This window comes from Halogeometricum pallidum JCM 14848 (genome assembly GCF_000337095.1).
Lineage (GTDB): Archaea > Halobacteriota > Halobacteria > Halobacteriales > Haloferacaceae > Halogeometricum > Halogeometricum pallidum.
Genome location: NZ_AOIV01000011.1, coordinates 43,779 through 70,754, shown reverse-complemented (window position 1 = coordinate 70,754; position 26,976 = coordinate 43,779). Strand labels below are relative to the sequence as shown.

Here is a 26,976-nt window from a genome sequence, read left to right as displayed (position 1 = left end):
TACGGAAAACGATGAAGGGCGCAAGTACGAGGAACGCGGTAGCGGACGCGAGTGTGCTCACGCCGGTTGGTCAGTCCGTCACCCGGAATGCCGCCGGGGAATCCTCGAACGCGCCGTCGATGAAGACCGTTACCCGTCCGTTCTCCTCGCTGAGTGTGACCGCAGCGATCACCTCTTCGCGGACCGAGGTCTCCAGTGCACTCATGTGACGGGTACCCATCCACTCTGCATAGGGAAGGTCGTTAATCCGCCGATATTCGTCCGCAGAGAGTTGCTTTACTCGGACCATCTCCTCTCTGATTGTACCGTCGTTGCGAACGACGACTGCACCGTCGCACGACAACGCGACCTTCTGTGCGGTTTCAAGGAACACGTCGGTTTCGGCGAAGACACTCCTACAGTCCTCGACTGGCCAGCGGTTCGTCCCCATCGGAGCCGCGAACTCGGCCATGGAATCACGTTCGACGACGAAGTAGAGGCCCGGTCCACGAGCGTAGGGGTCGTCCCACCGTTCGAACCCGTGGCTGATATCCGCAACGCATGCCTCGATCCGTTCGAGCACTGCGTCGATATCTGTACTAGTAGATTTCAGCTCTGATGCGACAGAGCTAGGGGACAGCTCACTCATCTCACTACTGCCATGTAGGACTGACACGGTGATAGTAGCGCTGGATTTCCAAATGAGATTCTGTTTTGAGTAACCGGGTGAACGCCCCCTCCGGGTCTCCCTTACCCGAACCCCGTTGTCGGCGGACGCGCACGCCGCGCAGTATCGGAGAGATTCACTCGGGTAATCAGTACAACGCGTGTGATGAAAACGTTGCTCCTTGAAGAGGGTCGAGTTCGAGTACCTTCGTACTCGATTCGAGGAACGAGCGAGTCAGAGGACGAAATCTGCTGCGGTCGACGTCCAGCGCGGGCCCGAATCGACCATCTGCGTCTACTAAATACATGTCTACGAACGACCGCGAATCCCGCTCCGCAGAGCTTCCCGATTTCACGCTCTGTTGGGCGTTCGACGACGAGGACTCTCCAACCGAAGTGACGGTCTTCGATCCGGAACGCGAACCCACGACACACTGGATCACCATCGAAAAAGAGTACGTATGGGACCTCGGGAGCATCGCTTGACGATTCCGAAGAAGGTGGTCGGAGTCTTCGAAGGACCGTTACCGGAATCGCGCGAAGAGGGCGTACTCCTCGACAGATACCCATCCACTCGACTCCGTTCGGTGAGGAACCGAACGCCGGCAGCCTTCGGGTTCACCGCTGGCGTAGGAAGTCGACCGCTCTCGGAGTGCGGAACCGGTTCTACCGACACCGTCCTCGGCCATCTCCTGATCGGCCTGTAACTCACATAATAAAAAAAGCATCCTGGCGTGAAGAGGTTATCTGTTTATCAGACGAGTAGTCGATACGTCTACTATGAGGGGACAAGACCTCGACGACTGTCTGCAACTCGTCGCTGATCGTTATCGGCGACGACTCATTCAGCAGTTACGGCACGAGACCGCTGGTAAGACGGTAATCGGCGACCTCGTAGATCGGATGCACGGCGACGAACTGCAGTCCGATGACCGAAGTATGGACCGAGAACAACTCGCAATCCATCTCTCCCACATCTCACTGCCGAAGTTAGCGGAACAGGGTGTCGTCGAATACGATCGCGAAAGCGGAATCGTCCGGTATCAGCCCAACAATCGGGTTGAGGCGATACTGGACTCACTCCCCGCTGACAGACCGGTGGCCGGAAAGCACGTCTGAGGCGACTACATCGAACGTCTCAGAGGACGAGAGACGGAGTCCGTCTCGCCGTGAGTCCGCGTCGTTCGTACCGAGTTCCCACGTGAAGAATACCCTGAGAACCACGACCGGACTATCCGTGGCCCCCTCGACCCAGACCGCGGTCTCCGACCGCGGATCGGACCGGATGGGCGATTTCGCCGTCTGCACTCGCGGAGAACTCTACGACCCGTTCCCGTGGCCGAGGCGGCACGCAGTGTAGCACTCGGCTGTCAGTATAGCTATCACAGAAGAGTAGAGGCGTCGGTTGGACACCGACGTCGGACCATCAGAGGGTCGTATCACGTCCTCCCGGCGATTCCCGTCATGACTTGAGTGACAATACCTATCCGTGCCGGGGGTGAATTACCAGACAATCATTGGGGAATACCCCGTGAGGTTGGGACACATGAATACTACTGACAGTTTGGACGAAGCGATCGAAGTCCTCCAACAACTCGGCTTGAAAGAATACGAGGCGCGCTGCTTCGTCGGCTTGTCTCGCCTCCGCACGGGAACGGCAAAGCAGTTGAGCGAGACGACGAAGGTTCCCCGAACGCGGGTGTACGATGCGATTCGGGTGCTGGAGGCGCAGGGCTTGGTCGAGATTCAACATTCGAGCCCACAGCAGTTCCGGGCTGTTCCGCTCGATGAGGCGACGGAGACCCTGCGCGACCAGTACGAGGCCCGCGTTGAGCGACTCCACGATGCGTTGGATACGATCGAAATCGTCGACGAAGACGACGAGACGCCCGTCCAGCAGGTCTGGGCGATGTCCGGGCGAGACGGGATAGAAAATCGCACGAATCTGCTCGTCAAGGGGGCGTCCGAGGAGATCGTTCTGGTCGTCGGCGACGAGTCACTCTTGACGAAGGATCTCGTTGCCAGCCTTAACGACGTTGGCAACGGAGTCGACCTTCTCATCGGGGCGCTGACGGAGTCGCTGCAAGACCAGATTCAAACGGCAGTACCGGACGCCACGACGTTCATCTCTGGCTTAGAGTGGTTACACGGCGAGCACGCTACTGAAAGCGAGACGGCCATCGGCCGACTTCTTCTGACAGACCGGTCGACGATCCTCGTGAGTTCGATCATGCCCGGCAGCAAAGAGGAACAAGCGATTTTCGGCGAAGGGTTCGGAAACGGCCTCGTCGTAATCGCCCGGCGACTCATGGCTCAAGGGTTGTTGACCGTTCACGATCCCAAGCAGTGAACCGCAGAGACGCGGTCATCGGCTCACCCGTCCGTCGGTAGGCCCCGGATCGGATTCGTCGTAGAGGCGGTCTTCGAGCGGTTGAACAGTGAGATACTCGCCGTTGTCAACCGTGACGTGGCAACCGCTGTAGACGAACGAGACGCGTCCACCCGTTCGAGCTACTCCGCCGTAGTGCGGGGCACACAACGCATCTAACGCATCCGGATCGACGACCTCCGTCAGCGTTCGGAGGGAGGACGGGTTGCGACCTTCGACTACGCTCACCGCGCGCACAACGGCCATACTGATAGATTCACCGCCCTCAATCTCGTACTCCACAGTGCTACGTGGTGCTGGGCGGTGAAAACCCGTGGAGTTTCTCACCCGTTTTATCACAACAAGTGTCCGAGATCGGTGGGAAGTTGACGCGTGCTGTAGCGGTTTCCGGTTGGCTTGGGCTCTGACCCGCGGCGAGACATCGATTGACCGTCGCTCGACCGTGGCACTCCAGCCTCGCATTGGTTGGAAACCCCGACCGACTCGCCGTTGTTGTCACCCTGTTAAACACACCGCCTTAGAAACGAGTATCTCGTTACAAGTATATTCCTGTAATGACTTCTGTTCATCGTGAGTCGGAGCTCCGGCGTCCGTTCCCAGCGCAGCGACCACGGCTCGTGATGCTCCGACGACGACTCACGGAACCGTGTGCTCCGGGCCGTGGTCGCACCTTCGCATTCCGATTGGGGACACCTCTTCTTTACATCGCTTCGCGTCCTATCGTGGGCTATGTCTATCGACACTGCGATGCAGCGTATCAGCGAGGCCGAGTCGAAAGAGGGCCTGCGCGACGATGACCGAGGCGATCAGTACGAAGCCTACGAGCGGACGTTCCGGGCGCTCGAGGACATCACCCCGGACGACGACGACGAGGGAGTGGCGGTGGTGACCGACTGGATCGTCGAACAGATGCGGTCGACGGGTGAGCGACCGAGCTCCCGAGCGGTCCGTCAACGGGGCCGGAAGTTCTGTCAGAAGAGCGGTTACGAAGTCAGCGACAACGACTGGCTCGGGGCGTGAGTTCCGAGTTCTGTATCCCGGATAGCTCGTTCGACGGCGGCCGACCGGACGACCTAGCCAGCGCTCTGCGTTGCATCCCCGTGAACCACCCGGATCGCGACCTATTCGACCGATTCAGGCGCCCGCCGGGGAGTCGAGTCGCCCGGGATTCCCCGGAGCACTCGCCGGAGCAACGGAGGCGTCATCGCCGACGTCAGGACCGCCACGGCGATGACGACCGTGTACATCCGAGTGCTCAGTATTCCCAACTCCAACCCGACCGTCGCGACGACGATTTCGATGGCTCCACGGGCGTTCAGTCCGATTCCCATCCCGACCGCCTCCGGTCCGTCGTACCCGAGCCACGAGGCCGCGAGGTACACGCCGCCGATCTTTCCGACCGTCGCGATGACGAACGTCGCCGTGCCGACGACAGCGACCGTCGGATCGAACAGCAGGCCCAGGTCGGCGTTCAGGCCGGCGACGCCGAAGAACAGGGGCGCGAACACTCCCAACGTCACCCGTTCGAGCGCCGCCCGTGCCCGCTCGGGGATGCCGCCGGCTCGGGCGAACAACAGTCCGACCGCGAACGCGCCCAGCGCCGGTTCGATGCCGGCGGCGTACGTGAGTGCGCTCCCCCCGACCGCTGCGGCGACCACGACGACGAGGTGGCTCCGAACGTCGGCTTCGTCGAGATGCGCGAGGGCCGCGTCGACGACGCGCTGACCCAGGAAGACCGCTCCGAGTAGGACGCTCAGGAGCGTGAGCAGTACGGCACCGACCGCCCGAAGGTCGAGCCGGCCGACGCGGGCGACCCCGACCACGACGCTCAGCAGAAGCCACCCGACCACGTCGGTGTACATCGCCGTCGCCACCGTCCGCTGGCCGAACGTGCTGTCGAACGCCTCGAGGTCGATGAGGATGCGGACGATCACAGGAATCGCGGAGATACACAGCGACGTCGCGAGAAAGAGTGCGAATACCAGTCGAGGCGTCGTATCGGTCAGGAGAAACGCCGGAATAACCAACCCGAACGCGAGCCCGAACGCAAACGGGACGGCGACGCCGACGGAGCCGATGGTGATCACGTCGCGGGCGTACGACCGAACGAGTTCGACGTCGGTCTCGAGGCCGGCCAGTGTCAAGAGTAACACCAGCCCGAGCAGCGAGAGGTCGCTCAACAACGTGGACGCGACCGCCGGGGCCAGCGGGTCGTACATCGAAGGGAGGAGACGACTGAACACCGAGGGACCGAGGACGAATCCGGTCCCGAGTTCGCCGACGACGCGGGTGAGTCCGAGGCGCTCGGTCACGCTCCCGAGAGCTCGCGCGACGACCAGCAACAGCGCTACCAAGACGAGAAACTTCGGCGTCGTTCCGAGCGCGGTGGCCGACGACATGAGTGTTCCCGGTCCCGGTTCACGAGTCGTCGGCGGAGCAGATAGTTTCTTTCGGACCGTCTCCGCGTAGAGACGCCAATGACGGTCAGCCAGCCGCCGTCGAACGGGACCCGCTCGGGTGATTGGTCCGAACGGCCACGTCGTGGCCCCGTTCGAGTGTCTGCTCAGCCCGACCGTTCCTCGGGTTCTCCGTCCGCGAGGTCGACGACCGCCTGCCGACGGAGAGCGCGTTCGAGGAACTCCCGGGACAGTGACGCGATATCTCCGGTTGCACCCGCCAGAAGTTCGCGAACAGCCCGTCGGTCCCGAGCAGCACCTCGTGGGTGCCGGTTGGGGCCTAACCCTGTGTGTGACGGATGAACTCGTCGAGTTCTCTTTCGATGAGTGTCGCGACGCGCTCACTGTACCTCCAGAGTGCAGCGTTGAGTCGTTCTTCGGTTTCGTCGTCGAGATCGTCGGCCCCACGAAGGACGGAGTCTTTGGTGATCTGTGGGTGGTACACGCAGACTACTCCGGGAGAAGTATCCGAACTTGAGGTCCCAGCCGTGTGGATTCCGTACTGATCGGTCCCCCAGACACCATCGCCACCCTCTCGCTCCAGTTCGGAGTCGAGCGCATCGAGCAATCGAACCTCATCCCGGGAGAGGACGGGATCGTCACCTTCGAACAGCTCAGCGTACGCCTCCATTCGGGCATGTTTCGTCCACTGATCCAACTGAGAGCGCGCCCGTAGTACGAGCTGTCGTTCGTCTGGAAACTCGGCCATGATCCTATGTGAACTGCCGAGGCAATCAACGTTCGCACGATGGCTTCGATCCTTCGCTCACGTCGTTGATTCTCTGCCAGTCGCTCAGGTAGTCGTGAGACTCGATTCCGTTTGGGGAGGTAGCTCCTCACGTCGGGCTTCCGGGTCGTCAGGGACGTCGCGCCTACCCGTTGTTGGTTAACTTCTCGACTCTATCGTTGGCTAAACCTATCGGCGAATCGGGGGACGTCGGCGTGTCTAACTGTCTCGCCTCCACCTATCTTCGGATCGCAGTCGAGCTTGATTACGATAGCGGGCCAGTTCGTCGCGACGATCCTGATTGGCGGCCACTCTGATAACCGCCCTCCATTAGTCATGGACTCCGAACCGATTAGCGTTCGCGACGAGAGGTCCCAACTCCGAGATCGCCGGGTCGAAGCCGTCCGATTCCGGGAGCTCGCCCTCGGCAATCCCCGTTCGGATCCGCTTGAGGAGATTCTCGGGATCCGCTCCCGCGATCGTCCGACCGGTCTCGCCGAGCCGTGTGAGAAGGTCGGCGGTGGTCGAACTCGCGCCGAGCGTCACGAGCCGGGCCGTCTCGACGAGCCGGCTCGCCCGCTCGGGGCTCGCGTCGATCGCACGCGCGACGGATGCAGGGTTCATCCGGGCGAGGTCGGCCACCGACCTGACGCCCACGCTCGCCAGCCCCCCAGCGTTCGCCTCGCCGATCGACTCGATCACGTCCACCGGGATCGCGTCCGAACGCTCCCCGATCTCGGGGTGGACGAGCGTGAAGCGGTCGTCGGACGGCCGCCGTCCGACGATTGATCGGCCGGGACGAGGCCGAGGACGGGGTCGTACTGGCTCCCGGTTCTCGTCCTCGCGGTCGGACTCGAGGTCCGCCTCGTGTTCGACGACGACGCGAGCGCGGCGCTCGACGCGGTACGCGACGCCCTGCGCGGCGACCGTCTCGACGCGTTCGGGGTCGACAGCACCACCGATCGTCGCGGACACCGGCACTCGCGGCGTGAAGAGGTCACCTTCCTCGGGACGGGTCACCACCAGTTCGCCCTCCGCGTTCGAGTGAGCGTTCGTCACCGTGTAGCGGCCCGGTCGTACCGGTCGGGCGAGGAAGACGTCGTCGGTGCCGAGGCTGGTGCTGTCGAACACCGTCTCGAACCCCTCGCCGCCGTCCCGTGGTCGGCTGGCGACCACGTGGTAACTACCCGGACCGCGCGAGACGTGGAAGATGACGACCCCGTTCGGGTGAACGCGGTACGTCGGGTCGTCCGCCTCGATGGCGCCCGTCGACGGCGTGGAGCCGTCGTGTCCGACCTCGGCGAGGTCGACGGTCGCGTCCGAGGCCCCGGCGTCGGGGTCGACGACGACGAAGCAGCGGCCCGCGAGCCGTTCGCCGCGAAAGACCCGGCACTGGTACGTCCCGGGTTCGTCGAACCGGTGGAGCACGACGCCGACCTGAGTCAGCGCACCGCTGTCTACACGGGTCGCTGCTAGGACGTGCCGGTTGGCTCGTAGCGTCACTGTTCCACCCCCACGTCCAGGCCAACGATCAGTTCCTCGTCGGTCACCTCCACCCGCGGGCGCTCCAGCGGGAGGAGCACTGGCACGAGTACGACGTCCCGACCCTCCTCCGCCGCCGTCTCGGGGTCGTCCTCCGCGGCGGGGAACGGCGTCGGGATGGTGATGGGCTTCGTGCGGGCGAACTGCTCGGCCAGCTCGAAGAGGATCGTCCCGCCGAGGCTGGCTCCCGTCTCGAACTCGTCGTGGATCGCCTCTTGGAGGTCGTCGAAGATGTCGAAGGTGTCGCGGAGGAAGTCGAAGACGGCTGCGGCCGAAATCACCTGCGAGGCGCCCGGGATCGCGTCGATGAGGGACTGGATCTCGTCGCCCAGTCGCTTTTCCAGAGCGTTCCCGACCGTGTCCGCCAAGTCCACGATGTCGATGTCGAACGTGACCGGCTCGATCACGACGTGCCACGCGTCCAGCACGTCGTCGTCGTACGCGTCGAGGTCGGTCATCCCGGGCGTCCGGTCGGGGTTCTCGAAGAACTCGACGTGCGCCGCCAGCAGTGCCGACACCTCCGACTCTACGATGCCACCGAGGTCCAGGACGAACGAGAGGTCGGGGTCGGTCTCGAACAAGCATATCTGGGGGAGGCACGTCTCGCCGAGGCCCAGGAAGCCGGGGATGCAGACGGACGGGGTACACAGCTCCGGGATATCGAACCGGACCTCGAAGCGCACCGGGTCGTAGACGACATCGAGTTCGTCCAGGTCGAACCGGTCGGGCCGAAGTTCGACGGTCCCCTCCTCCAGTCTGACGCCCAGTTCGTACGCCACCTCGAACCCGCCCTCCCCGAACGTCCCCTCGATCTCGACGGCGACGTTCTCCTGGACAGCCTGCAGCTGTTCGTTCAGGCCGTCCTCCGAGACGGCGACGGTCAGCTGGCTCACTGCCCGTCTCCCGTGATGTCGAGGTCGACATACACTTCGAGCCGGTCGTCCGCGAGGTTCGGGTTGTCGGGAATCGCATCCGTCTCCGGGAAGCGGGCCGTCGGATCCTCCGGCGTGAGCTCCGTCTTCAGGAGGTCGTTGTCGAGGACGCTCGCGACGGTGCTCTGGATCATCTCCGAGACGCTCGGCAGGACGACGTGCCTGACGTAGAGGTCGACGTAGCACTCGATGCTGTTCTTCAGGCCGGTCGGAAGATCGATCGCCGAGCCGTCGTCTCCCCCGCCGAGTTCGAGGTGGTCAAGTTCGAACGCGAACGCGTCCCCGTTTCCGTCCTCGTCCCCGTCGGTTCCGATGTCGACGCCGCCGACGAGGAACGCGTGCAGCTCGAAGCGGTGCATCGTGACGTCCGGCTTCCTGATCAACTCCACGTCCGGCGGGGCGAGGACTCGCTGGTCGCCGCCGCCGAACCGGTCCCGCCCCGGTCCGGCGGGGAAGAAGCCGAACCGCGCTACCGACGCCGACCCCGACGCTCGGCCGCCGTCAGCGAGCGGGCGTCCGCCCGTCAATCCGTCCATGGCCTCCCCGCGGTCGACCGACCGTTGACCGGGGGGCGTTTCGACTCCTCGGGACTGGAGGACACTCAGGACATTTCCCTCGAAGATCGACCGGTCACGGATCCGTCGTCTGAAATCTGGGGCAGCATCCTTTGGACAGCCGAGCCCCACGGCGAACGCCGCGTGCACGCCGAACTGCTGTGCCTCCAGCTCTCCGCCCACGGGGAGCTCGAACTCGTCGCCGGGATGGAAGTCGAACTCGAAAGCCGTCAGCTGCACGCAGTACTCCAGTTCGACGGGGCCGTCTGTCCCGAGCACGGGAATCCTCGACAGTTCGCTGACGCGGGGCTGGCTCCGCGCGACCTGTGCGCCCGACAGCGGAACCGCTGGATCGAGAAACTCGTCCGCGTACGCGGCGATGCCCGGCGTTGCGAAGGTGAACAGAGAGGGACGCTGACGGAACAGATGCCGAACGAACCGATTGAGTCCCTCCTCGCCGACTGAGGCGTACAGATCCTGTCCCGCGGTTAGTGCCATCAGGTAACAAACATCACTATAGTATAATAACATATCTGATAAATACCGGACTGTTGATTCTGAGGGACAGTCCGGGGCTGCGGGCGCCTAGCGGTCGTAACGAGCGATACCTGATGGCCCGACACGCCGAGTCATCCACCGTTCACGTGTCGACGGCGAGACCGAATTTGACTGCCAGCGTCGCCTCGGGAATTATGTCGGCGGCCCGCGGCCCGACCATGTGGACGCCGACGATCTCGTCGGTCTCGTGGTGTTTGACGACCTGCACTAACCCACGAGTGTCTTCAACGGCCTTCGCCTTCGGGACATCCTCCATCTCCACCGTCCGGCACGTGCAGATTCCGTGTTCGTCCATGTACTCGAGTTCCGTCGTCCCGACGGCGGCCACCTCCGGGCTCGTGAACACCACCTTCGGGACGACGTGGTAGTCGACGGTCGCGCTCTTCTCTCCGAACGCGTTCCTCACTGCGTGGTTGCCCTCCTTGGCGGCGACGGTCTCCAGCATCGGTTCTCCGATGCAGTCGCCCGCGGCGTACACGTCGGGGTTCGCCGTCCGGAACTCATCGTCAACGACGACTGCGCCCGACACCTCGGTCTCGACGCCGATTTCGTCTAGTCCGATATCGTCGGTGTTCGGGCTGACGCCAGTGGCCACGAAGAGGTCGCTGGTCGCAAACGTCCGCGAAATACCGTCGACGGCGGCCTCAACAGTGACACCCTCTTCCGTCTCGCTGCCCTCGGAGACGCGCTGGACGTCCACGTCCGTCTCGACAGCGATTCCCTCTACCTCGAAGCACCGCCGGAGTTCGCGTCCGAGCAGCCCCTCCATACTGGACAAGACGTGGCTCGACCGTTGGAGTATCGTCACGTCCGCTCCCATGCGGTGGAGGATCTGGCCCCACTCCATCGCGACGTATCCGGCACCAATCATCACGACGCTCTCAGGGAGGTCGCGGCGGTCGAGGATGCTCTCACTGGTTTCGTAACTCACCGCGTCGATGCCGTGGATAGGTGCGATATCCGGAGAACTACCGGTCGCGACGAGCGCTTTCTCTCCGGTAATCGTCGTGCCGGCGTCGGCGCCCTCAACGACTCCGATGGTCGCATCATCGACGAAGCGGCCGTATCCCTCGTAGACGTCCGTGTCGAAGTGTTCCGCCACGTCGACGTAGTTCTGTTCGCGCAGCGATGCGACTATCTCGTCCTTTTCGTCGATGGCCGCAGCCCAGTCCGTGGTGGGCTGGTCATCGTCGTATTCGACCGCGTCGAAGGGGTTGTGCGGCGGCTCGTAGGCCGTTTTCGCTACTTCGAGGAGGTGCTTGCTCGGCACACAGCCGACGTTCACGCACGTCCCGCCGAGTGGCAGTCCAGTGTTCACCATCGCGGTTGAGAGGCCCCGCCGGTCGGCCTCCGTGATAGCCGCGAAGGCCGCTGCGCCACCGCCGAGAATCACGAGGTCATACGAGTGCAGATTCGTCATGTTTGTCTATGGTTTGCAACACGAAGTTATTATACTGTGAAGTCCAAAGCTATGGAGTAGGTTGGAGGCCTCAAAGTAATGGCAGACGCTACTTCCTCACCGGAGCCGACGTGCGACGTAGACGGGACGTGCTACTGTCCGCTAACGGGCGTAATCGATACGCTCAGTCGGAAGTACGCGATGCAATTGGTGAGCATCATCGGTGCTCACGACTTCCTTCGTTTCGCCGAAATCGAAGCTCACCTTACGAGTGCGAGTACCTCAACTATCTCAAAACGGTTGGACGAGTTCGAGGAAGCGGAACTAATCTCACGCACGCAGTATAATGAGATTCCACCGCGTGTAGAGTATGCGCTGACAGAGAATGGTCACGAAGTCCGCAGGCGTCTCGAACCGCTACTCGAATGGGCGACAGAGACGGACGGTTCGCTCGACTAGTCTCCTCAAAGCCTCTCTGCTGAGATGTCTGTCGAGGAGGAGAACTCAAGGGAATAGTTGCTATGAGAGGTGGACGTGTGTATCGATCCGTGAGCTAACGCTGAGAGAACCGAAGCCGTCCGCTATCTCTGTAACTTCTTTCGGATTTTTAACTGAGCGTCATCTTGAATATACATTGAGTATTATCTATATCCCGAAAATATATCCATTCTCGTTAGACATACAAATACAACCCGAGAAAATAGAATTAGTGGGGCCTAATTTGTTTTTATATCTATATTTCACCCCTCGGCTACTGCTTCGATGATCCTTTGAGCGGTCGAACTGATCCACCCGAGACGATCTTGGATCTCTTGAGAGTTATCTTCCTGCCACGCGGCAAGATAGAATGCAGACCCGCTTGTATCGAGTCCGAAATACCGACCGACGATGTACGCGATGGCCTCAGCTTCGACCTCACGTTTCGACCGTTTGTCCTTGTCATCAAGGTCGAAATGAAGCAGTGTATGAGCGTACTCGTGAATTAGCGTGACCGCAAGGTCCGCTTGGTTCGGACGGGCTTTCACCTCAACGACTGGTGTGAGATCGTGGAAACTTCGCTGCTTGCAGACGCCTTTCGCGTCGCCGTATTCCCACTCGTCAGCGTCGACGATGCGGACCGTCACACCGAGCTCATCAGCTGCCCTTGTGAGCGCTGGCACCAGGTCCTCAGTATCGCCAAACGCTGCGGTCTCCAGTTCGGGAAGCGGTTCCCCCTCAGTCTGGGAGACGTCGAAGACTGGTGCTGGTTTGAATCCGACGAGGCCTTTCGACCACTCTTCGGATGGTGTCTCGTCGTACTCACAATCAGTATTCTCGTGGTAGCTGGGCGAGTTCTCACACTCGGGACATCGCTTGGTGATGATCGGCGCCCAAATCCAGATCGCTTGTTCGCCTTCTTGGACGTGCCGATCGAAGTCGTTCCGCCACGTGTTGTAGCCGGCGACCTTCGTTGCCTGAGGACACTGGCGTTTGATGAGCAGCGTATTTCGGTGCGAATAGTCGTGGAAGCGACTCTGGACGTCTAACCACTCTTGGAACTCGTCGCTGGCCTGCGCCGCATCGATATCGTCAACGAGGTCATCGATCCATGCTTCGATCGTACTGTGCATCTCGTCGTGTCGCGTGTCGGTCTCCTCGAAGGAGGCCGATGAGTCACTGGTTGCCATTGAATTCACCACGACGCTTTCTGTCAGACCAGAATGCGCCGCACCTCTCACGGCGCAAAAAAAAGAGCATTTCAACAGCTGTGTAACTCACGGGGGTTCGACCACGGTGTTGAATCCAGTTTCGTGAGTGAATCCGGCGGAGCAGAGGCTCAGTCGCTTTCCGATACTCGCTACCGGGACCGGGAGTAAGTACTCCTTAGCACTGACTATTGCCTAGAACACGATGGCCAGATGCTGGCGACACGAGACAGTAGAATATGACCCTACTCCTGAATGAGTGCTGAGTAATCGCTGCCGCGACTCGGGTTAAAATCTACTGCAGAATTAGCCAACAGGAAGAGTGAGGGGCGTATCGGGGGTGGGGGATGTGGGGGGTGCCCCTCAGAAATATAGAGGCGACCCACGCGTATATACTTCTCCCTACGTGTCGTCGAAAATAACCATCCCACTCGCACCTCTCTTCGGATCGCAGTCGACCACGACGGTCACCCTAGTGGGCCAGTTCGTTGCGACGATCTTGATTGGTGGCCACTCCGATAACCGCCCTCCATTAGTCATGGGTTCCGAACCGATTGGCGTTCGCAACGAGGGGCCCTAACTCCGAGATCGCCGGGTCAAAGCCGTCCGATTCCGGGAGCTCGCCCTCGGTAATCCCCGTTCGGATCCGCTTGAGGAGATCCTCGGGATCCGCTCCTGTGATCGTCCGACCGGTCTTGCCGAGCCGTGTGAGGAGGTCGGCGGTGGCCGAACTCGCGCCGAGCGTCACGAGCCGGGTCGTCTCGACGAGCAAGCTCACCCACCTGCAGAACGCTGTCAGAAACCGGCGCGTTCACCATCGCGATGATGACGAACGTGTACAGTACGGTCACGGTGATCATACTGACCGCGATCGCCTTCGGAACCGCCTTCCGCGGTTCGATGATTTCGCCGGCGCTGGCGGCGATCGCCGAGAAGCCGAAGAACGTGATGAACGCGAGCGCCGCAACCGAGATGATACGCTGGCAGGGTTCATGAGTTTCCAAGAGATCCAACGAACCACTGAGGAAGCAAGACGAGCGGAAGTCGTGGCCGCTCTCAGTCAGTTGTCTACGATGGCCCTCGTTCACTTTCCAGGGGGTGTTGCTCTCTCCTGCTCTCGCGACGGTAATTGCTCTCGTTCTTGGAGTGACACCTCTCTTCGTCTTTGGAGCATGGCTTGGAACCGTGACTCGTCGAAGAGGGTGTGTGGTCGGTGGGCGACTAGCTGCTTACGGACTTCTCGCCGCTGGCGTCAGCTTGATTCTTCCATAATCAATCACGGATCGAGTCCGTAGAGGATCGACCGAATGAACGCCAGCACAGGAATGATCTCCAAGCGGCCGATCCACATGTTGAATAGGAACATCGCTTCGGCGAACGGATGCATCGACGGACCAGTGATACCCGACGAGAGTCCGACGTTGCCTTGCGCGCTGGCGATTTCGAAGAGGGCGTCAGCGTAGCCGTACTCCGGTCCCGCGAGGTTCACGAGAACGATGCTACTAGCGATCAATAGGAATATCCAGAGCAGCGAGATGATCGCCGCCTCGCTGAACTCCCGTTCCATCTCCTCGCGGTCGAGGTGCCGGTCGCCGATATCGAGGTTTACCACCGCGTTCGCCGGCAGGAACACGCGCGCGAACTGCCAGCGGATGCCTCGACTGATGGTGTATCCTCTGATGATCTTGATCCCTCCCACGGTGCTCCCGGCGGCGCCGCCGAGAGTCATCGCCACAGAGACGATCAGTTTGCCACCCGAACTCCACCGGTTGATCGGCGCCGACTGGAATCCGGTACACGTCAGCGCGCTCACCCACTGAAACAGCGAATCGCGGAACACGACGACGTGGCGTTCGCCGAAGAGCGCCGCGAGACCGAACCAGTCTCCGACGAAGGCGTCCGCTTCCGTCGGGGTCGCGACGAAGTTCTGTACCGACAGCACAGTGATACCGATCGCGAGCAGGACGAACAGCCAGCGCGTCTGGAGGTCTTCGTACAGGAGGTCGACCTCGTCGTTCCACAGCACGCCGTAGTGGACGGTAAAGGCGATCGCACCGAGCGTCATGATCGGCAACAGGGCCGTCTCGATGAGCGGCGAGTCGTACGTCGCGATCGAGTTGTCGGTGACCGAGAACCCGCCCGTCGTGAGTCCGGTCATCGCGTGATTGAGCGCCTGCCAGCCGACCTCCCACAGCGGAAGCGTCTTTCCGTAGTCGCTCGCCCAGATGGCAACGAAAAGCAGGAGTATCGAGACCCCCGTGTACAGGAGGAGAATCTTCCACACCGTCCGGACGGTCGAGATAACGCTCGGATGGATCCGCTCTTCGCGGGCTTCGCTGCGGTAGAGCGCGTAGCTCCCGCTGCCCGGTCGCGCTAAAATCGACACCGTGAGAACGATCACCCCGACGCCCCCCACGTACTGGATGAGCGACCGCCACCACTGCATTGAACGCGGTAGCGATGGTTCGTGAATCGCCATCGTCAGGCCGCTCCCTGTCCACCCGCTCATGCTCTCGAACAGGGCGTGCAGCGGGTTCTGGAAGTACGCGAGGCTCGAAACCGTCGTCGTGCTACCGACTGCGATCGCCTCCCACCCCGTCGTGTCGACGTCGGCGGGGACGTACGTCGCCATCACTGACGGCGGCGTCAGGTGCGCGGCCAATATCAACGGAATCGATCCAAAGACGGCGACGGAGAACCAGCCTGCCGCGGCGATGATCATCCCGTGTTTCATCTGCGGGGCCGGCGCGTCCTCGAACCGCAGCCGGGCGGAAAGACCGACGGATGCGGTGATCACGCCCGCGAGAAGGAACCCCGCCGCGGGGTACCACTCGCCGAAGAGGAGTGCGACGAGCACCGAGAACCCCATGAGCGCCGATTCCATCGCGAGGAGCGACCCGATGTCGCGGGAGATCGTCGCCAGATCCGCGGACCATCCGTCTACGGTCGGTCGTCTCATATTTCTCCGTTCGACGGTTCGTCGGGACGGTCCGGCCGTCTCATTCGTGATCCTCGAAGTGGCCGAAGACGTCGGTCACGTCCGGGGTCGCACCCTCGGCGGAGTACACCGTCAGGAGGTCGCCGGCCTCCACTCGCGTGTTCCCGCGGGGCGTGATCGGATTCTTCGAATCCTCGCGTTCGACGGCGACGATGAGCATTTCGTCGCCCAGCAACCCCTCTGACGCCGCTTCTTCGATAGTCTTCCCGACGATGGACGCCTCCTCGTCAACTATTATCTCGAACACCTCCGCCCGTTCGCCGATGCGCATGTAGTCGATGATGGAGGGGCGCCTCACTGCCCTGTAGAGGTGATCGGCGATGAGTCGGGAGGGGTTCTCCATCGTATTGACGCCGATTCGTCGGAAGAGGTCCATGTGCTCTGCATCGTGGACGACCGAGACAATGGACGGAATCTCCAGTTCCTGGCCGAGCAAACAGACCATGACGTTCGTCGCGTCTTGATCGGTGGTCGAGATGAGCGCGTCCGCGCGGTCGGCGCCCGCCTCTTCAAGCGTGCCCATCGCAGTTGCGTCGTCGTTGATAACCAAACAGTCAAAATTGCTGGCGGCGGATTCGGCTTTCACCTCGTCGCGTTCGATAACGACGACCTCGTTACCGCCCCGCGTTGCGATTTCGATGAGAGGGGTACCAATGTTCCCCGCCCCGACGACGATGATGTACATTCGATTACCCCTGCCGGTGGTGCGAGTGAAAAGCCATCGCTTTCTATTCCCCATGACAGTATCCGAAATAGAAAGAGACTTTCACCGAACTCTTTCAACACGACTTCTCACGAGTTTACACATCGATGCCGGAGAAGAAACGGAAGTAGATTCCCGAACTTGAGGAGATCGACGAGGACCTGTCTCAGATACTCGTCCTCATCGAACGTCCCGTCAGAGCGAGAGTGTACGTCCAAGTTGCGGCGGCTATCGGTCAACTCTACGACGACGGTCCAGTTATCTGGCTGAACAGGCGCTAAGACCCCATCCTCAGCGAGCGACCGCAGGGAGCGAGCAGGGTGGAGATACAGCGCCGTCATCGGTAGATTCACCGAGGTACAGCCCGTCTGTGATACAACCGAGGCGGTCCATCCGCCCGATGTAATGAGACTGTATCGGGAGTTCCACTCGGTCGTTCGACGGTATCTCCGTCGGTTCGCCCGCTGTGGATACCGTCAGAAAACAACTCAGGTACTCCCGAATCCAACGAGGATAGGGATAACGGGGGCGTGGCACTCCCTGTATTACGACGGGATACAAACCCGAGGTTCCCAAACCAGCGAAGACCGACTTCGTGGGAAGCCCCACCCTCAACGAGCGCCGAAAGCGCGAGTAGGGTGGGGAGGATGTCACAGGTGTCGTGAACGAAAAGACAGTATGGTCGACCGACTGGACGAAGTCGACAAGCGCATCCTCTACTACCTCGCCCGCGACGCACGAAACGTCTCCGCCCCGATGGTGGCCGAGGAGGCGAGCGTCTCCGCAGGAACGATTAGGAACCGTATCAATCAGTTGGAGGGGGGACGGCGTCATCCGCAGCTATCACGCACACATCGATTACGAGCAGGCGGAAGGACGACTGGCTAATCTCGTCGTCGGCACTGCCGATATCGGCGTTCGAGAGCGTATCACGAAACAAATTGCGGATATCCCCAGTGTTGTGAGCGTTCGACAACTCATGTGCGGAACCGGAAACATCCACATCACCACGGTCGGCGAAGACGCACAGGAGCTCTCACGGATCACCCGAGACATCTCTCAGTTGGGCCTCGAAATCGAGGACGAACACTTGCTCCAACACGAAGAGTGTCGACCCAATCATACTTTTGGCCCGGATGGACGGCGGGGGAGGAAGTCTATCGCCGACTTCATGTCTCTATCCGGGGGAGCAGAAGTAGTCGAAGTAAGCGTCACTCACGACGCGAAAATCGAAGGTATGACTCTCCAAGAAGCGAACGAACGCAGCGTCATCGCACCGAAAGTTCTCGTCGTATCGGTGGAGCGTGACGAAAATATCATCACACCGCGGGGAAACACCCATATTCGGGCTGACGACCTCGTTACCCTCTTCGCACGCGGCGGCTTTCCGGAAGAGACGATTGCTGCGTTCAGCGGTGACCTCCAGTAGGGCTGATCACTGACTTCTCTCGTTCAGTACTGCTGGTTATCGGAGATGGTTCGAGAGTGTGTTCTCTCGAGATGGCATCGATCGGGTTAGTCCGGCGAGTTCTTCGAGGGAGGTTCGTAAAGACGACCGAGGAACACCCAATGAAGCGAAGACTCTCTATCTGGGTGAATTTCCTCGTAGACATGGTAGAGATAGGGACCGTGAGGGCAGTCCGGACAGTCATCGCCGCACGGTTCACGTTTCACGACTTTCGTGTACTCCGGTCGATCCTCGACGGAGAGTATTTCTTCGCCGGGTCCTGCCTCGATCTGCCTGGAGACGGGTTGGTGCATCTCGCGAAGTCGCCACTGGGCGTATTCAATGACTTCACGGAGTTGTTGCGCCGTTAGGCCATCCAGTTGGGTGGTGAGGTCTTCGCTCAGTGTTGGCCAATCTCGCTCCACGGAACCGTCTCCCATACAACGTCGGTATCGCCGCTCCTATTTAACTCTCCCTCACTGAATTACTCCAGACGTAATCATGGATCCTATCTCTGTGCAATAAGCAAAACGGCAGGGTTTTAAAAAACGATTCAGAAACCAAGGCTATGTATCTCATCATCGTCGGGGCCGGCGACATCGGGACGCCGCTCATTCACATTGCCAGTACCGCGGGAAACGAGGTCGTCGTCGTCGAACGCGACCGCGAGAAGGCGGAAGCTGTCGCCAGCGAGTTCGACTGTCTCGTCATCCACGACGACGCGACCATCAAAGAGACGCTGCAGGACGCCGGTGCCGACCGCGCCGATGCGATCATCTCGACGACCGACCAGGACGCGACGAATATCATGATCTCGCTGCTCGCTAAGGAACTCAACATTCCATCGATCGTCTCGGTGGTCCACAACCCCGAGCATATGGACATCTTCCGCCGTATCGGCGTCAACACGATGGAGAACCCCTCTCGCCTCATCGCCGACCACCTCTTCCGTGCAGTCCAGCGCCCCACTATCGTCGACTACATGCGCGTCGGCGACCAGGCCGAGGTGTTCGAGATCGAAGTCACCGAGTCAGCGCCGATCGTCGACAGACGTCTCTCCGAAGCGGCGGAGGAAGGCTTACTCCCCGACGATACCCTCGTCGTCGCTATCGCACGCGAGGACGCAGACGGCCCGATTACCCCGCGAGGAAATACGGTGATCCACGTGGGAGACATAGTTACGGTCTACTCCGCTCGAGGCGCGACACCGGACGTGACCGACATATTCGGTCACTACGAAGATCACACAGAACTATCCTGAGTGGTTGAATCCCCAATCATGAACACGACCCTACAGACCATCGCACGCGACCTCGGCAGGATGTTACAAGCCCTCGCGGGGATGGTTCTGTTCTCGACTCTCGTGCCGCTCATCTGGCGCGAGTTCTGGGCGATACCGTCGTTACTGTTGGCGGGCGTGCTCCCCTTCCTCATCGGTCGAGGACTCTCGACGTACTTCGCCGACGCCCCCGAACCGGGGAAGCTACACGGGATGATGATCGCCGCGGCTGGATGGTTCTCCGTCGCGCTGTTCGGAGCGCTTCCGTTTCTCTTCATCGCGTGGACGGCGTCTCTCGATCCCACCGTTCTCGCCGTTCCGCCGTCGGTCGACACGGCGACGCTAGCAGCATTCCGAAATCCGTTGAACGCAGTTTTCGAGTCGATGAGCGGATTTTCCGGAACCGGGCTGACGATGACCGACGACGAGTCGGTCCTCCCGGCGACGCTGCAGTGGTGGCGGTCGTTCACCGAGTGGGTCGGCGGCGTCGGCGTCATCGTGCTCACGACGGCGATTCTCTCACGGCAGGGAAGCGGGTCGCTCACGCTCTATGAGTCGGAGGCCCGTTCGGAGAAGATACACCCGAGTATAGTCTCTACGGTACGGACTATCTGGTGGATATTTCTGTTGTTCACGTTCGTCTCCATCTTCGTTCTCTGGCTCGCCGGGATGCCCCTGTGGGACGCCATCAATCACGCGATGACGGGACTGGCGACCGGCGGATTCTCTATCACCGACAACAGCATCGCCACCTACGACAGCGCTGTCATCGATTTCGCGCTCCTGCCCGTGATGATTCTGGGGAGCATCGCCTTTCCCATCCACTACCTCATGCTCAACGGGGAGTTGCGAAACCTCTACGCCGACTTGCAGACGCGGTGGGTGTTCGGGTTCTTTGCGCTCGGAACCGTCGCGCTGTGGGGAATGCTACTCGCGAACAATACGTACGATTCGGCGTTCGAGGCACTCCGGTACGGAGTCTTTCAGTTCGTCTCCGCCGCGTCCTGTACGGGTTTCCAGACGGCGGGGTCGCTCGGTCAGCGCTGGCCCGCCGAAGCGCAACTCACCGTCTCACTCGGTATGGTCGTCGGTGGTGCGGCGGGATCGACTGTGGGAGGGATCAAACTCGTCCGCGCACTTACGCTCGTGAAGGGCACCGCGTTCCGTATCAGTGACGTCTTCTATCCCGATTCAGCGATTCGTCACTTCAAACTGAACGGTCGGGACATGACGGAGACCGAGGCCAATCGGGAGTTCACCGAGGCCGCAATCATCTCGTTTTTGTGGGTCATCTTCCTCGGTCTCGGCGTGTTCGTTCTCCTCGCGGCACTTCCGGAGCGATTCACGCTCGCAAACGTCGTCTTCGAGGTGGCGTCGGCGCAGGGGAACGTCGGACTCTCGTCGGGAATCACGGGTCCGTCGATGCCGACCGTGACGAAGGTGATGTTCCTGTTCAACATGTGGATCGGCCGGCTCGAGATAATCCCCGTCATCGTCCTGATCCGAGCGGCGTTCATTCGAGGAGGGATGTACCGGTGAAACCAGAAGACGTTCCGCTCGTCCGGGAGATAATCCGAACCGGCGCAGACGATCGAGTGTTCGACTTGCTCTTGGTCGTCGGTCCGTTGCTCGTGGTTCTCGTCGCGTTACTCGGACGGTCGGTCGTGACCACCGCGCTCGCCGGAGGGTATCTCCTCGCCTTCGTCGGCTACACGCTGTTCAAGGGTCTTCGGCGTACGGATTCTGGCGTGTAGCGCGCAAAAGAACCGCAGTCGGTCAGGAAAAGCTCCCGCGATGAACGATGGCGAGGTCGCTGTCGCATTCTTGAACCCGTTCGAAGGTCGGGCGGGAGAGGAACCGGGATGCCGGACTCCTGTCGGTGCTCGCTCCGAGGAACACGAGATCGTACCGACTGCTCTTTTCGCCGAGAAATTCCTCGACGGATTACCAAGCGACGTGTCTCTCGAATGGGTAGGTCGTCGTCTCGATGAGGTTGTGGAGCATCGACTCCGCTCGTCTGAGTTCGGTTTCGTTCGAAACGCACCAATAGACTACCGCGGACCCAAAGTTCGATCGTGCTCTCGATTGCCGATATATGTGTTCTAGGATTACTTATTCCTCAATTATCCCTCGGCCAATTAATTTTTCAATAGTCCGTGCAAGGAACCAAATATGGCAGATAACGGCTCGAGAGAGGGTGCTGGGGGCTCCACCACAGATAATGGTGGAGACGTCGACACCGACTTGTCTCGGGACATGAGTTTAGCGGACGTCACGTTCATCGGCGTTGGTGCCATGATCGGCGCGGGTGTTTTCGCACTGACCGGTTTCGCCGCTGGACTGGCAGGACCGGCACTCACACTCGCCTTCCTACTCAACGGAATAGTCGCGATGTTCACCGCCGTGTCGTACGCGGAACTTGGTGCAGCGTTCCCCGAGGCTGGTGGCGGCTATCTTTGGGTGAAGGAAGCGCTCATGCCACCCAACGGGTTCTACGCAGGGTGGATGAGTTGGTTCGCACACGCCGTCGCGTGTTCGCTCTACGCGGTCACCTTCGGTGCGTTCCTGATCGAACTCATTCACTACGCCGGATACTTACCTGCCCCCGGTGCGGGCGGCGGCCACTTCTCGCTGCTCGGAATGGGACTCCTTGGACTCCACAACTTGGAGAAACTCGCCGCCGTGGCGATGGTCTGCCTCTTCGCATTCATTAACTACCGAGGTGCCGAGGAAACAGGGACCATCGGCATCATCGTCACCGGGATCAAGGTGGTCGTCCTCGGTCTCTACATCGGCTTCGGTATCATGGCGACGCTCAACAACCCCAACTGGGCTCAGAAGTTCGTGAGCAACCCCACGTTCATGCCCAACGGCTTCTTCGGCGTCGTGGGCGCGATGGGGTTCACTTACATCGCGTTCGAGGGCTACGAGATCATCGTCCAGTCCGGTGAAGAAGTCGTCAACCCAGGTAAGAACATCCCGAAAGCAGTTTTCTACTCGATGGCGGTCGTCGTTCCCATCTACATTCTCGTCGCGTTCGCCTCTATCGGCGGTATCAATGTGACGCAAAACCTCATTTCAATGGCGGGTCTGGGCGGTCAGCAGAACGTCGCCACATGGGAGATTATGGGCGCCCTCGGCGAGATGGGTATCATCCAAGCGGCGGGACAGTTCGTCCCCTACGGCGTGCCGCTCCTGCTGTTCGCGGGTCTCGCGGCGACCATGAGCGCGCTGAACGCCACGGTGTACTCCTCGAGTCGGGTGTCGTTCGCCATGGGTCGGGATCGCGCGCTCCCGGCCATCTTCGGCAGTATCTCCGACCGTCAGAAAACGCCCTCGTTCGCCATCTGGATCTCGGCGGCGCTCATCGTCGCCATGGCGGTGGTGCTGCCCATCGAGTCGGTAGCCGCCGCGGCGGACATCATGTTCATCCTGCTGTTCATACAGGTCAACTGGACCGTCGTCAAGATGCGTCAGACGCACCCCGACCTGCCCCGTACCTACACGATACCGTACATGCCGTGGCCGCCGCTGATCGGCATCGTACTCCAGTTCCTGCTCACGCCGTTCCTTATCTATACGCTAGGTCTCGAAGCGATCGGCATTGGGACCAGCAACCACGGTCTCGTGGCGCTCGTCACCTCGGCGGTCTGGATGATCCTCGGCCTCGTGATCTACTACGGCTACTCCGTCCAGCAAGAGGAAAAGAAGATCGAAGAGGAGACGCCCACAGTTATCGAAGAGAGCGAGCCGACGACCGCTGAGAACGAAATCCTCGTTCCTATCGGTCATACCGACAACGTCAAGCAGCTGATGCGGACTGCGATCGACATCGCGAAGGAGAACGACGGGGTGCTCAGAGTGATGAGCGTCGTGACGGTCCCCCAGCAGACGCCGCCGTCGGAGGGCCGAAAGTACGTCGATGAGGAACGCGAGGTCGTGAACGAGGCGATGAAGGTTGCCCACGACGCCGACGTGCCCGTGAACGGTACTGTCCGCGTCGGGCACAAGGTCTCCAACGCCATCCTCAACACCGTCGACCAGTACGACAGCGAGATGGTGCTGATGGGCTGGGAAGGTCAGCGCAAGAGTCAGCGCCGCGACATCGTACTCGGCAGCGTCGTGGATACCGTCGCGACCGACGCCGATGCAGACGTGCTCGTCGAGCGCATCGGTCCCGACGCCACCGGCGAAGCCGACGATATACTCCTCCCCGTCGCGGGCGGAGAACATTCCAAGTTCGCCGCCGGCCTCGCCGACGACATCGGCGACCAACACGGTAGCCATATCGACATCGTCCACGTCGTTGATCCCGGAGCGAGTGATACCGACCGGAAGGAAGCCCAGAAAATACTCGACGAAGCCGCGGCAGAGATCGACGATCTCTCCGTCGACACCGAGATACTCGAGGGAGACAGCGTAGTCGACACCATCAACGCGCAGACCGGCGGCTACGATATTGTCATGGTCGGGGCGACTCGAGAGGGGATACTCAACCAGTTCGTCTTCGGCTCCGTGCCGGAGAAAATCGGTTGGGGTTCCGACGGAACGGTCATCATGGCGAAGAAGAACATCGGACTCACCTCGAAGCTCGGCGGTCTGCTATAGATCGCTCTACAGCCTTTCGAGGCTCCAAGTCCGTTCGCAAGCCCGAGCAGCGTGGAACTGCTGGTTCGATACCAATCGACCACCTCCGAGAGCGAGACGGTACTCTGAGTTCGCTGCGACGGTCGCCGAACTCAAGAGTACGGACTCGATACGAAGAACAGCGCAGGGACAGATTCGTACTATCGCCGATTGCAAGGTGACGATGACCTCGTCGCCGACGGCGCGGTCCGAGGACTGCTCAGCCGCCTCGTCTTCGGGTCCGTCCCCGAACAGACCGGCTGTGAACCGACGGGAACGGACACCAGGACGAAAAAGAACGGAGGATTCTCCCCCCGAATTAGCTGAAAGAGAGGGCGCTAAGTCTCCGTCCTCAAGGAGCGAGGCGAAGCCGAGCGAGTAGGGCGGGGATACAGTGCCCGCACGAGTCACATATACCCTATCAATATCATTACGACTCAATTCGTACGGGTTGGCACGTCGCATGATGTACAGCCCTCGCTTCCGCTTACTCCCCACTACGGAGCAACGCGGCGCGATGGACTGGACGCGAAACACCGTGCGACAAACCTACAACCACGCGCTCCGCGAGTTCAACCAGATACCTGAAAACGAAGGAACGCTCCGCCAGCGCGTCTGGATGGTCAGAGACCAACTCCCCGCGCTCAAAGACTGGTGGCCAGACCTCAAACAGGTCTACTCCACAGTCCTCCAGAAGGCCATCGAGCGAATCCGAGACAACATCCAGAATCTTGGGAAACTCAAAGCCAAGGGCTACAAAGCGGGGTCATTAAACTGGAAGAAACCGCGTGAGTACCGGAGCTTCACGTACCGGCAATCGGGCTTCGAACTCGACAAGAAGAGTGGTCCGAACGGTCGAGGCCTCCTCATACTCAAGAAGCTCAAGGAAGAAACCTGCGAGATTCCCATCCGTCTTCACCGGGACCTTCCAGACCACAAGCAAATCAAAGAAGTCACGCTCAAGAAAGAACCCACGGGAGCGTGGTACGCCTCGTTCTGTATCAAGACCAAAGAACCCGAGAAACCGGATGCTGAAGACGTCGACGCTGAGGACACCGTGGGGCTTGACCTCGGGGTACTTAACTTCATTCACGACTCTGACGGACGTTCGATAGGACGACTCAACTTGTCTGACGCCCGAGACCGACTCGAACGCGAGCAACACTCACTCTCCCGAAAAGAGTACGAGTCGAACAATTGGGAGGGACAACGGCGTCGCGTTGCGGCTGTCCACGATCGGATGTCGAACAAGAAGCGCGACTTCAAACACAAGCTCGCGCACTTCTACACGAGAGAGTACGACGCCGTGTTCGTCGAAAACCTCAACGTGAAGGGGATGCTCGAATCTCAGGAGAACGCGCAGAACAAGGCTGAAGTGGGTTGGCGCGACTTCATCACTATACTCGAACACCACGGTGACAAGAACGGATGTCACGTCGTGCAGGTTGACCCGTGTGGAACGACCAAGGAGTGCGCGTCGTGTGGTGTGGAGACTCAGAAGCCGTTGTGGGTTCGAGAGCATTCGTGCCCGGCGTGTGGGTTCGAACTTGGTAGGGATTGGAACGCAGCTCTGAACGTTCTCGATAGGGGACTACGGAAACTAGGAGTGGTTCACTCCGAAGTAACGCCTGTGGAGACTGCGACCGCTGGGTCTACCGATGGTGACGAGAATTCGTCCATCGTCGTGGATGCAAGTCGCGTCACAGAAGCAGGAAGCCCCGCTCTCAAGGAAGCAACGCGAAGCGTTGCTGAGTAGAGCGGGGTAGTTCACGTCCGATACACCCGACACGTTCAACAGCACAACTCCTAGAGAAGGATCAAGTCGAGGGAGAGTGTCTCGCCTCGAGAAGAAGCAATTGCACGCAATACGCCATTTTGATGACGACGGGTGCTCTCCAAACACGATTCCTAGTTGTCTGAAGATGTACGCGATAGGAGGTACCAACGCGAGGTGAATCCCGATAATCTCAGATCGAAGAGAGGACCAAGAGTTCGGCGTATCTGGATCTTTTCGCTGAGATCCAGCTGACTTCTTCCGCATCTCCGTCGGTCATCGGGATGTGTTTGCAACTGGATGAGTCTAAATTTTTCCACTATGAGGGTGGATTAAATCTCATCTGTGAACATGGGTGAATTTGGAAAACGAATTTCCATCCCAACCTAGCAACTATTAAGTGAACCTGTCACACGTTAGTTTGTATAACCGAAACGGGGTTCGGTGAGTGAACATGCCTTACTCAGATACGGACTATCGACTCGACGAAATCGACCGTCGGATCCTGTATGTACTCATGCGGAAGGGACGAAAGACGACCGCCGCAGCGATCGCGGATACCGTCAGCGTATCTGGTGCTACCGTCCGAAATCGGATCCAGAATCTCGAAGAGCAAGGGATAATTCGAGGCTATACCGCACACGTCGACTTCGAGCGAGCGGGAGGAAAACTCACGAACCTCTATATTTGCAACGTACCGATTCCCGAACGCGAGGCGCTTGCTCAGAGAGCGCGGGCGATTTCGGGAGTCGTCAACGTACGGACGCTGATGACTGGGCGTCAGAATCTCCACGTTGTCGCAGTCGGGGACAACACTGACGACCTTCAACGGGTCTCTCGACGGCTCTCACAACTCGGTATCGAAATCGAAGACGAAAACCTCGTCGAAGACGAGTTCTTCAGTCCCTATACCCCGTTCAATCCGAACGGACACCGACAAACTGACGCTCCGAACGATTTCATCGCACTCACAGGACAAGCGAACATCGTCGAGATGTCCGTCAACAGCGACGCTCCGATCGTGAATCACTCGTTGGAAGAAGCGAGCAGTCGAGGCGTTCTCGGCGAGGACACGCTCGTCATCGGAATCGAACGAGATGACCAAGAGATCACTCCCCACGGAGATACCGTCATTCGGTCAGACGACATCGTCACCGTTCTCTCCCGGACCACCAACACCGAAGCAGAGCTGGAAGCATTCCGCGGGCTGCAGTCCGAAATTACCGGACAGTAATACTCCCTATGACATCGATCACAAAACG

Annotated in this window: 26 protein-coding genes and 1 pseudogene; 13 read left to right on the top strand and 14 right to left on the bottom strand. The window is 60.2% G+C overall.

Annotated elements, in window-relative coordinates; genetic code table 11:
• Positions 1-70: 70 nt before the first annotated feature.
• The gene (locus C474_RS06545; RefSeq protein ID WP_008385120.1) at positions 71-562 is read right to left on the bottom strand and encodes a diadenylate cyclase; all 492 of its coding nucleotides are present in this window, start codon (positions 560-562) and stop codon (positions 71-73) included.
• A 389-nt stretch (positions 563-951) separates the two neighbouring features.
• On the opposite strand from C474_RS06545, the gene C474_RS06540 reads away from it, so the two are divergent.
• The 3 genes from C474_RS06540 to C474_RS06530 all read left to right on the top strand — a co-directional run bounded on the left by C474_RS06540 (position 952) and on the right by C474_RS06530 (position 2,995).
• Entirely contained in the window at positions 952-1,131 is a 180-nt protein-coding gene (locus C474_RS06540; RefSeq protein ID WP_049916776.1) for a hypothetical protein, read from the top strand.
• A gap of 294 nt (positions 1,132-1,425) precedes the next feature.
• Positions 1,426-1,764 carry a DUF7344 domain-containing protein gene (locus tag C474_RS06535; protein ID WP_049916775.1) on the top strand — a complete coding sequence of 113 codons (339 nt, stop codon included), beginning with the start codon at positions 1,426-1,428 and terminating at the stop codon, positions 1,762-1,764.
• A 427-nt stretch (positions 1,765-2,191) separates the two neighbouring features.
• On the top strand, positions 2,192-2,995 hold the full coding sequence (locus tag C474_RS06530) for a TrmB family transcriptional regulator (RefSeq protein ID WP_049916809.1): 804 nt from the start codon (positions 2,192-2,194) through the stop codon (positions 2,993-2,995).
• Positions 2,996-3,010: 15 nt separating this feature from the next.
• Here C474_RS06530 and C474_RS06525 read toward each other — a convergent pair whose 3' ends face one another.
• A complete protein-coding gene (locus C474_RS06525; protein ID WP_049916774.1) occupies positions 3,011-3,316 on the bottom strand; it encodes a HalOD1 output domain-containing protein in 306 nt (101 codons plus the stop codon).
• 447 nt (positions 3,317-3,763) lie between these two features.
• On the opposite strand from C474_RS06525, the gene C474_RS06520 reads away from it, so the two are divergent.
• On the top strand, positions 3,764-4,054 hold the full coding sequence (locus C474_RS06520; protein WP_049916773.1) for a hypothetical protein: 291 nt from the start codon (positions 3,764-3,766) through the stop codon (positions 4,052-4,054).
• Positions 4,055-4,155: 101 nt separating this feature from the next.
• Here the strand turns inward: C474_RS06520 and C474_RS06515 are convergent, their stop codons facing one another.
• The 6 genes from C474_RS06515 to C474_RS06485 form a co-directional block, all read right to left on the bottom strand.
• Positions 4,156-5,433, bottom strand: coding sequence for a cation:proton antiporter (locus C474_RS06515; protein ID WP_008385116.1), 1,278 nt, complete (start codon positions 5,431-5,433; stop codon positions 4,156-4,158).
• 337 nt (positions 5,434-5,770) lie between these two features.
• Positions 5,771-6,199 carry a DUF7539 family protein gene (locus C474_RS06505; RefSeq protein WP_049916771.1) on the bottom strand — a complete coding sequence of 143 codons (429 nt, stop codon included), beginning with the start codon at positions 6,197-6,199 and terminating at the stop codon, positions 5,771-5,773.
• Between the two features lie 348 nt (positions 6,200-6,547).
• On the bottom strand, positions 6,548-7,720 hold the full coding sequence (locus C474_RS06500) for a helix-hairpin-helix domain-containing protein (RefSeq protein ID WP_152421612.1): 1,173 nt from the start codon (positions 7,718-7,720) through the stop codon (positions 6,548-6,550).
• Positions 7,717-8,652, bottom strand: coding sequence for a 2-isopropylmalate synthase (locus C474_RS06495; protein WP_008385110.1), 936 nt, complete (start codon positions 8,650-8,652; stop codon positions 7,717-7,719). The genes C474_RS06500 and C474_RS06495 overlap by 4 nt, the downstream gene beginning before the upstream one ends.
• Positions 8,649-9,743: a hypothetical protein gene (locus tag C474_RS06490; protein WP_008385108.1), complete on the bottom strand. Its 1,095-nt coding sequence runs from the start codon at positions 9,741-9,743 to the stop codon at positions 8,649-8,651. The genes C474_RS06495 and C474_RS06490 overlap by 4 nt, the downstream gene beginning before the upstream one ends.
• A gap of 142 nt (positions 9,744-9,885) precedes the next feature.
• Positions 9,886-11,223, bottom strand: coding sequence for a dihydrolipoyl dehydrogenase family protein (locus C474_RS06485; RefSeq protein ID WP_008385107.1), 1,338 nt, complete (start codon positions 11,221-11,223; stop codon positions 9,886-9,888).
• Positions 11,224-11,301: 78 nt separating this feature from the next.
• Between C474_RS06485 and C474_RS06480 the strand changes: the two genes are divergently transcribed.
• Positions 11,302-11,661 (top strand): winged helix-turn-helix transcriptional regulator, encoded by a 360-nt coding sequence (locus tag C474_RS06480; protein ID WP_083861962.1) that lies wholly within the window; start codon positions 11,302-11,304, stop codon positions 11,659-11,661.
• Between the two features lie 281 nt (positions 11,662-11,942).
• On the opposite strand, the gene C474_RS06475 is transcribed toward C474_RS06480, so the two are convergent.
• The 5 genes and pseudogenes from C474_RS06475 to C474_RS06460 all read right to left on the bottom strand — a co-directional run bounded on the left by C474_RS06475 (position 11,943) and on the right by C474_RS06460 (position 16,570).
• Positions 11,943-12,869 carry a M78 family metallopeptidase domain-containing protein gene (locus tag C474_RS06475; RefSeq protein WP_008385100.1) on the bottom strand — a complete coding sequence of 309 codons (927 nt, stop codon included), beginning with the start codon at positions 12,867-12,869 and terminating at the stop codon, positions 11,943-11,945.
• Positions 12,870-13,419: 550 nt separating this feature from the next.
• The gene (locus tag C474_RS22515) at positions 13,420-13,659 is read right to left on the bottom strand and encodes a hypothetical protein (RefSeq protein WP_169330560.1); all 240 of its coding nucleotides are present in this window, start codon (positions 13,657-13,659) and stop codon (positions 13,420-13,422) included.
• Positions 13,655-13,864 (bottom strand): annotated as a pseudogene (locus C474_RS23500) (amino acid permease); the annotation flags it as partial. The gene C474_RS22515 and the pseudogene C474_RS23500, both read right to left, overlap by 5 nt.
• Before the next feature lie 299 nt (positions 13,865-14,163).
• Complete coding sequence (locus C474_RS06465; RefSeq protein WP_008385096.1) at positions 14,164-15,846, bottom strand: TrkH family potassium uptake protein; 1,683 nt, start codon at positions 15,844-15,846, stop codon at positions 14,164-14,166.
• A 40-nt stretch (positions 15,847-15,886) separates the two neighbouring features.
• Positions 15,887-16,570 (bottom strand): potassium channel family protein, encoded by a 684-nt coding sequence (locus C474_RS06460; RefSeq protein ID WP_008385094.1) that lies wholly within the window; start codon positions 16,568-16,570, stop codon positions 15,887-15,889.
• A 696-nt stretch (positions 16,571-17,266) separates the two neighbouring features.
• Between C474_RS06460 and C474_RS23025 the strand changes: the two genes are divergently transcribed.
• Both C474_RS23025 and C474_RS23020 read left to right on the top strand, forming a co-directional pair.
• Positions 17,267-17,476 (top strand): AsnC family transcriptional regulator, encoded by a 210-nt coding sequence (locus C474_RS23025; protein WP_239640386.1) that lies wholly within the window; start codon positions 17,267-17,269, stop codon positions 17,474-17,476.
• 73 nt (positions 17,477-17,549) lie between these two features.
• Complete coding sequence (locus C474_RS23020; protein WP_239640385.1) at positions 17,550-18,017, top strand: TrkA C-terminal domain-containing protein; 468 nt, start codon at positions 17,550-17,552, stop codon at positions 18,015-18,017.
• Positions 18,018-18,103: 86 nt separating this feature from the next.
• On the opposite strand, the gene C474_RS21270 is transcribed toward C474_RS23020, so the two are convergent.
• Positions 18,104-18,475, bottom strand: a complete 372-nt coding sequence (locus tag C474_RS21270; protein ID WP_083861961.1) for a hypothetical protein — start codon at positions 18,473-18,475, stop codon at positions 18,104-18,106.
• A gap of 128 nt (positions 18,476-18,603) precedes the next feature.
• Here C474_RS21270 and C474_RS06440 point away from each other — a divergent pair, with 128 nt between their 5' ends.
• From C474_RS06440 to C474_RS23495, 6 genes are all read left to right on the top strand, one after another.
• Entirely contained in the window at positions 18,604-19,296 is a 693-nt protein-coding gene (locus tag C474_RS06440) for a potassium channel family protein (protein WP_008385086.1), read from the top strand.
• An 18-nt stretch (positions 19,297-19,314) separates the two neighbouring features.
• On the top strand, positions 19,315-20,853 hold the full coding sequence (locus C474_RS06435; protein WP_008385085.1) for a TrkH family potassium uptake protein: 1,539 nt from the start codon (positions 19,315-19,317) through the stop codon (positions 20,851-20,853).
• Positions 20,850-21,068, top strand: a complete 219-nt coding sequence (locus C474_RS06430) for a hypothetical protein (RefSeq protein WP_008385082.1) — start codon at positions 20,850-20,852, stop codon at positions 21,066-21,068. Before C474_RS06435 ends, C474_RS06430 begins: the two co-directional genes overlap by 4 nt.
• A 418-nt stretch (positions 21,069-21,486) precedes the next feature.
• On the top strand, positions 21,487-23,922 hold the full coding sequence (locus C474_RS06425; protein ID WP_049916769.1) for an amino acid permease: 2,436 nt from the start codon (positions 21,487-21,489) through the stop codon (positions 23,920-23,922).
• 481 nt (positions 23,923-24,403) lie between these two features.
• Positions 24,404-25,696 carry an RNA-guided endonuclease InsQ/TnpB family protein gene (locus C474_RS06420; protein WP_008385078.1) on the top strand — a complete coding sequence of 431 codons (1,293 nt, stop codon included), beginning with the start codon at positions 24,404-24,406 and terminating at the stop codon, positions 25,694-25,696.
• A 472-nt stretch (positions 25,697-26,168) separates the two neighbouring features.
• The gene (locus C474_RS23495) at positions 26,169-26,948 is read left to right on the top strand and encodes an Lrp/AsnC family transcriptional regulator (RefSeq protein WP_049916768.1); all 780 of its coding nucleotides are present in this window, start codon (positions 26,169-26,171) and stop codon (positions 26,946-26,948) included.
• Positions 26,949-26,976 lie beyond the last annotated feature (28 nt).

Coding starts and splice junctions, on each gene's coding strand:
- C474_RS06540 (WP_049916776.1), top strand. CDS start 952: ATGTCTACGAACGACCGCGAATCCCGCTCCGCAGAGCTTCCCGATTTC.
- C474_RS06535 (WP_049916775.1), top strand. CDS start 1,426: ATGAGGGGACAAGACCTCGACGACTGTCTGCAACTCGTCGCTGATCGT.
- C474_RS06530 (WP_049916809.1), top strand. CDS start 2,192: ATGAATACTACTGACAGTTTGGACGAAGCGATCGAAGTCCTCCAACAA.
- C474_RS06520 (WP_049916773.1), top strand. CDS start 3,764: ATGTCTATCGACACTGCGATGCAGCGTATCAGCGAGGCCGAGTCGAAA.
- C474_RS06515 (WP_008385116.1), bottom strand. CDS start 5,433: ATGTCGTCGGCCACCGCGCTCGGAACGACGCCGAAGTTTCTCGTCTTG.
- C474_RS06505 (WP_049916771.1), bottom strand. CDS start 6,199: ATGGCCGAGTTTCCAGACGAACGACAGCTCGTACTACGGGCGCGCTCT.
- C474_RS06490 (WP_008385108.1), bottom strand. CDS start 9,743: ATGGCACTAACCGCGGGACAGGATCTGTACGCCTCAGTCGGCGAGGAG.
- C474_RS06485 (WP_008385107.1), bottom strand. CDS start 11,223: ATGACGAATCTGCACTCGTATGACCTCGTGATTCTCGGCGGTGGCGCA.
- C474_RS06480 (WP_083861962.1), top strand. CDS start 11,302: ATGGCAGACGCTACTTCCTCACCGGAGCCGACGTGCGACGTAGACGGG.
- C474_RS06475 (WP_008385100.1), bottom strand. CDS start 12,869: ATGGCAACCAGTGACTCATCGGCCTCCTTCGAGGAGACCGACACGCGA.
- C474_RS06465 (WP_008385096.1), bottom strand. CDS start 15,846: ATGAGACGACCGACCGTAGACGGATGGTCCGCGGATCTGGCGACGATC.
- C474_RS06460 (WP_008385094.1), bottom strand. CDS start 16,570: ATGTACATCATCGTCGTCGGGGCGGGGAACATTGGTACCCCTCTCATC.
- C474_RS23025 (WP_239640386.1), top strand. CDS start 17,267: ATGGTCGACCGACTGGACGAAGTCGACAAGCGCATCCTCTACTACCTC.
- C474_RS21270 (WP_083861961.1), bottom strand. CDS start 18,475: ATGGGAGACGGTTCCGTGGAGCGAGATTGGCCAACACTGAGCGAAGAC.
- C474_RS06440 (WP_008385086.1), top strand. CDS start 18,604: ATGTATCTCATCATCGTCGGGGCCGGCGACATCGGGACGCCGCTCATT.
- C474_RS06435 (WP_008385085.1), top strand. CDS start 19,315: ATGAACACGACCCTACAGACCATCGCACGCGACCTCGGCAGGATGTTA.
- C474_RS06425 (WP_049916769.1), top strand. CDS start 21,487: ATGGCAGATAACGGCTCGAGAGAGGGTGCTGGGGGCTCCACCACAGAT.
- C474_RS06420 (WP_008385078.1), top strand. CDS start 24,404: ATGATGTACAGCCCTCGCTTCCGCTTACTCCCCACTACGGAGCAACGC.
- C474_RS23495 (WP_049916768.1), top strand. CDS start 26,169: ATGCCTTACTCAGATACGGACTATCGACTCGACGAAATCGACCGTCGG.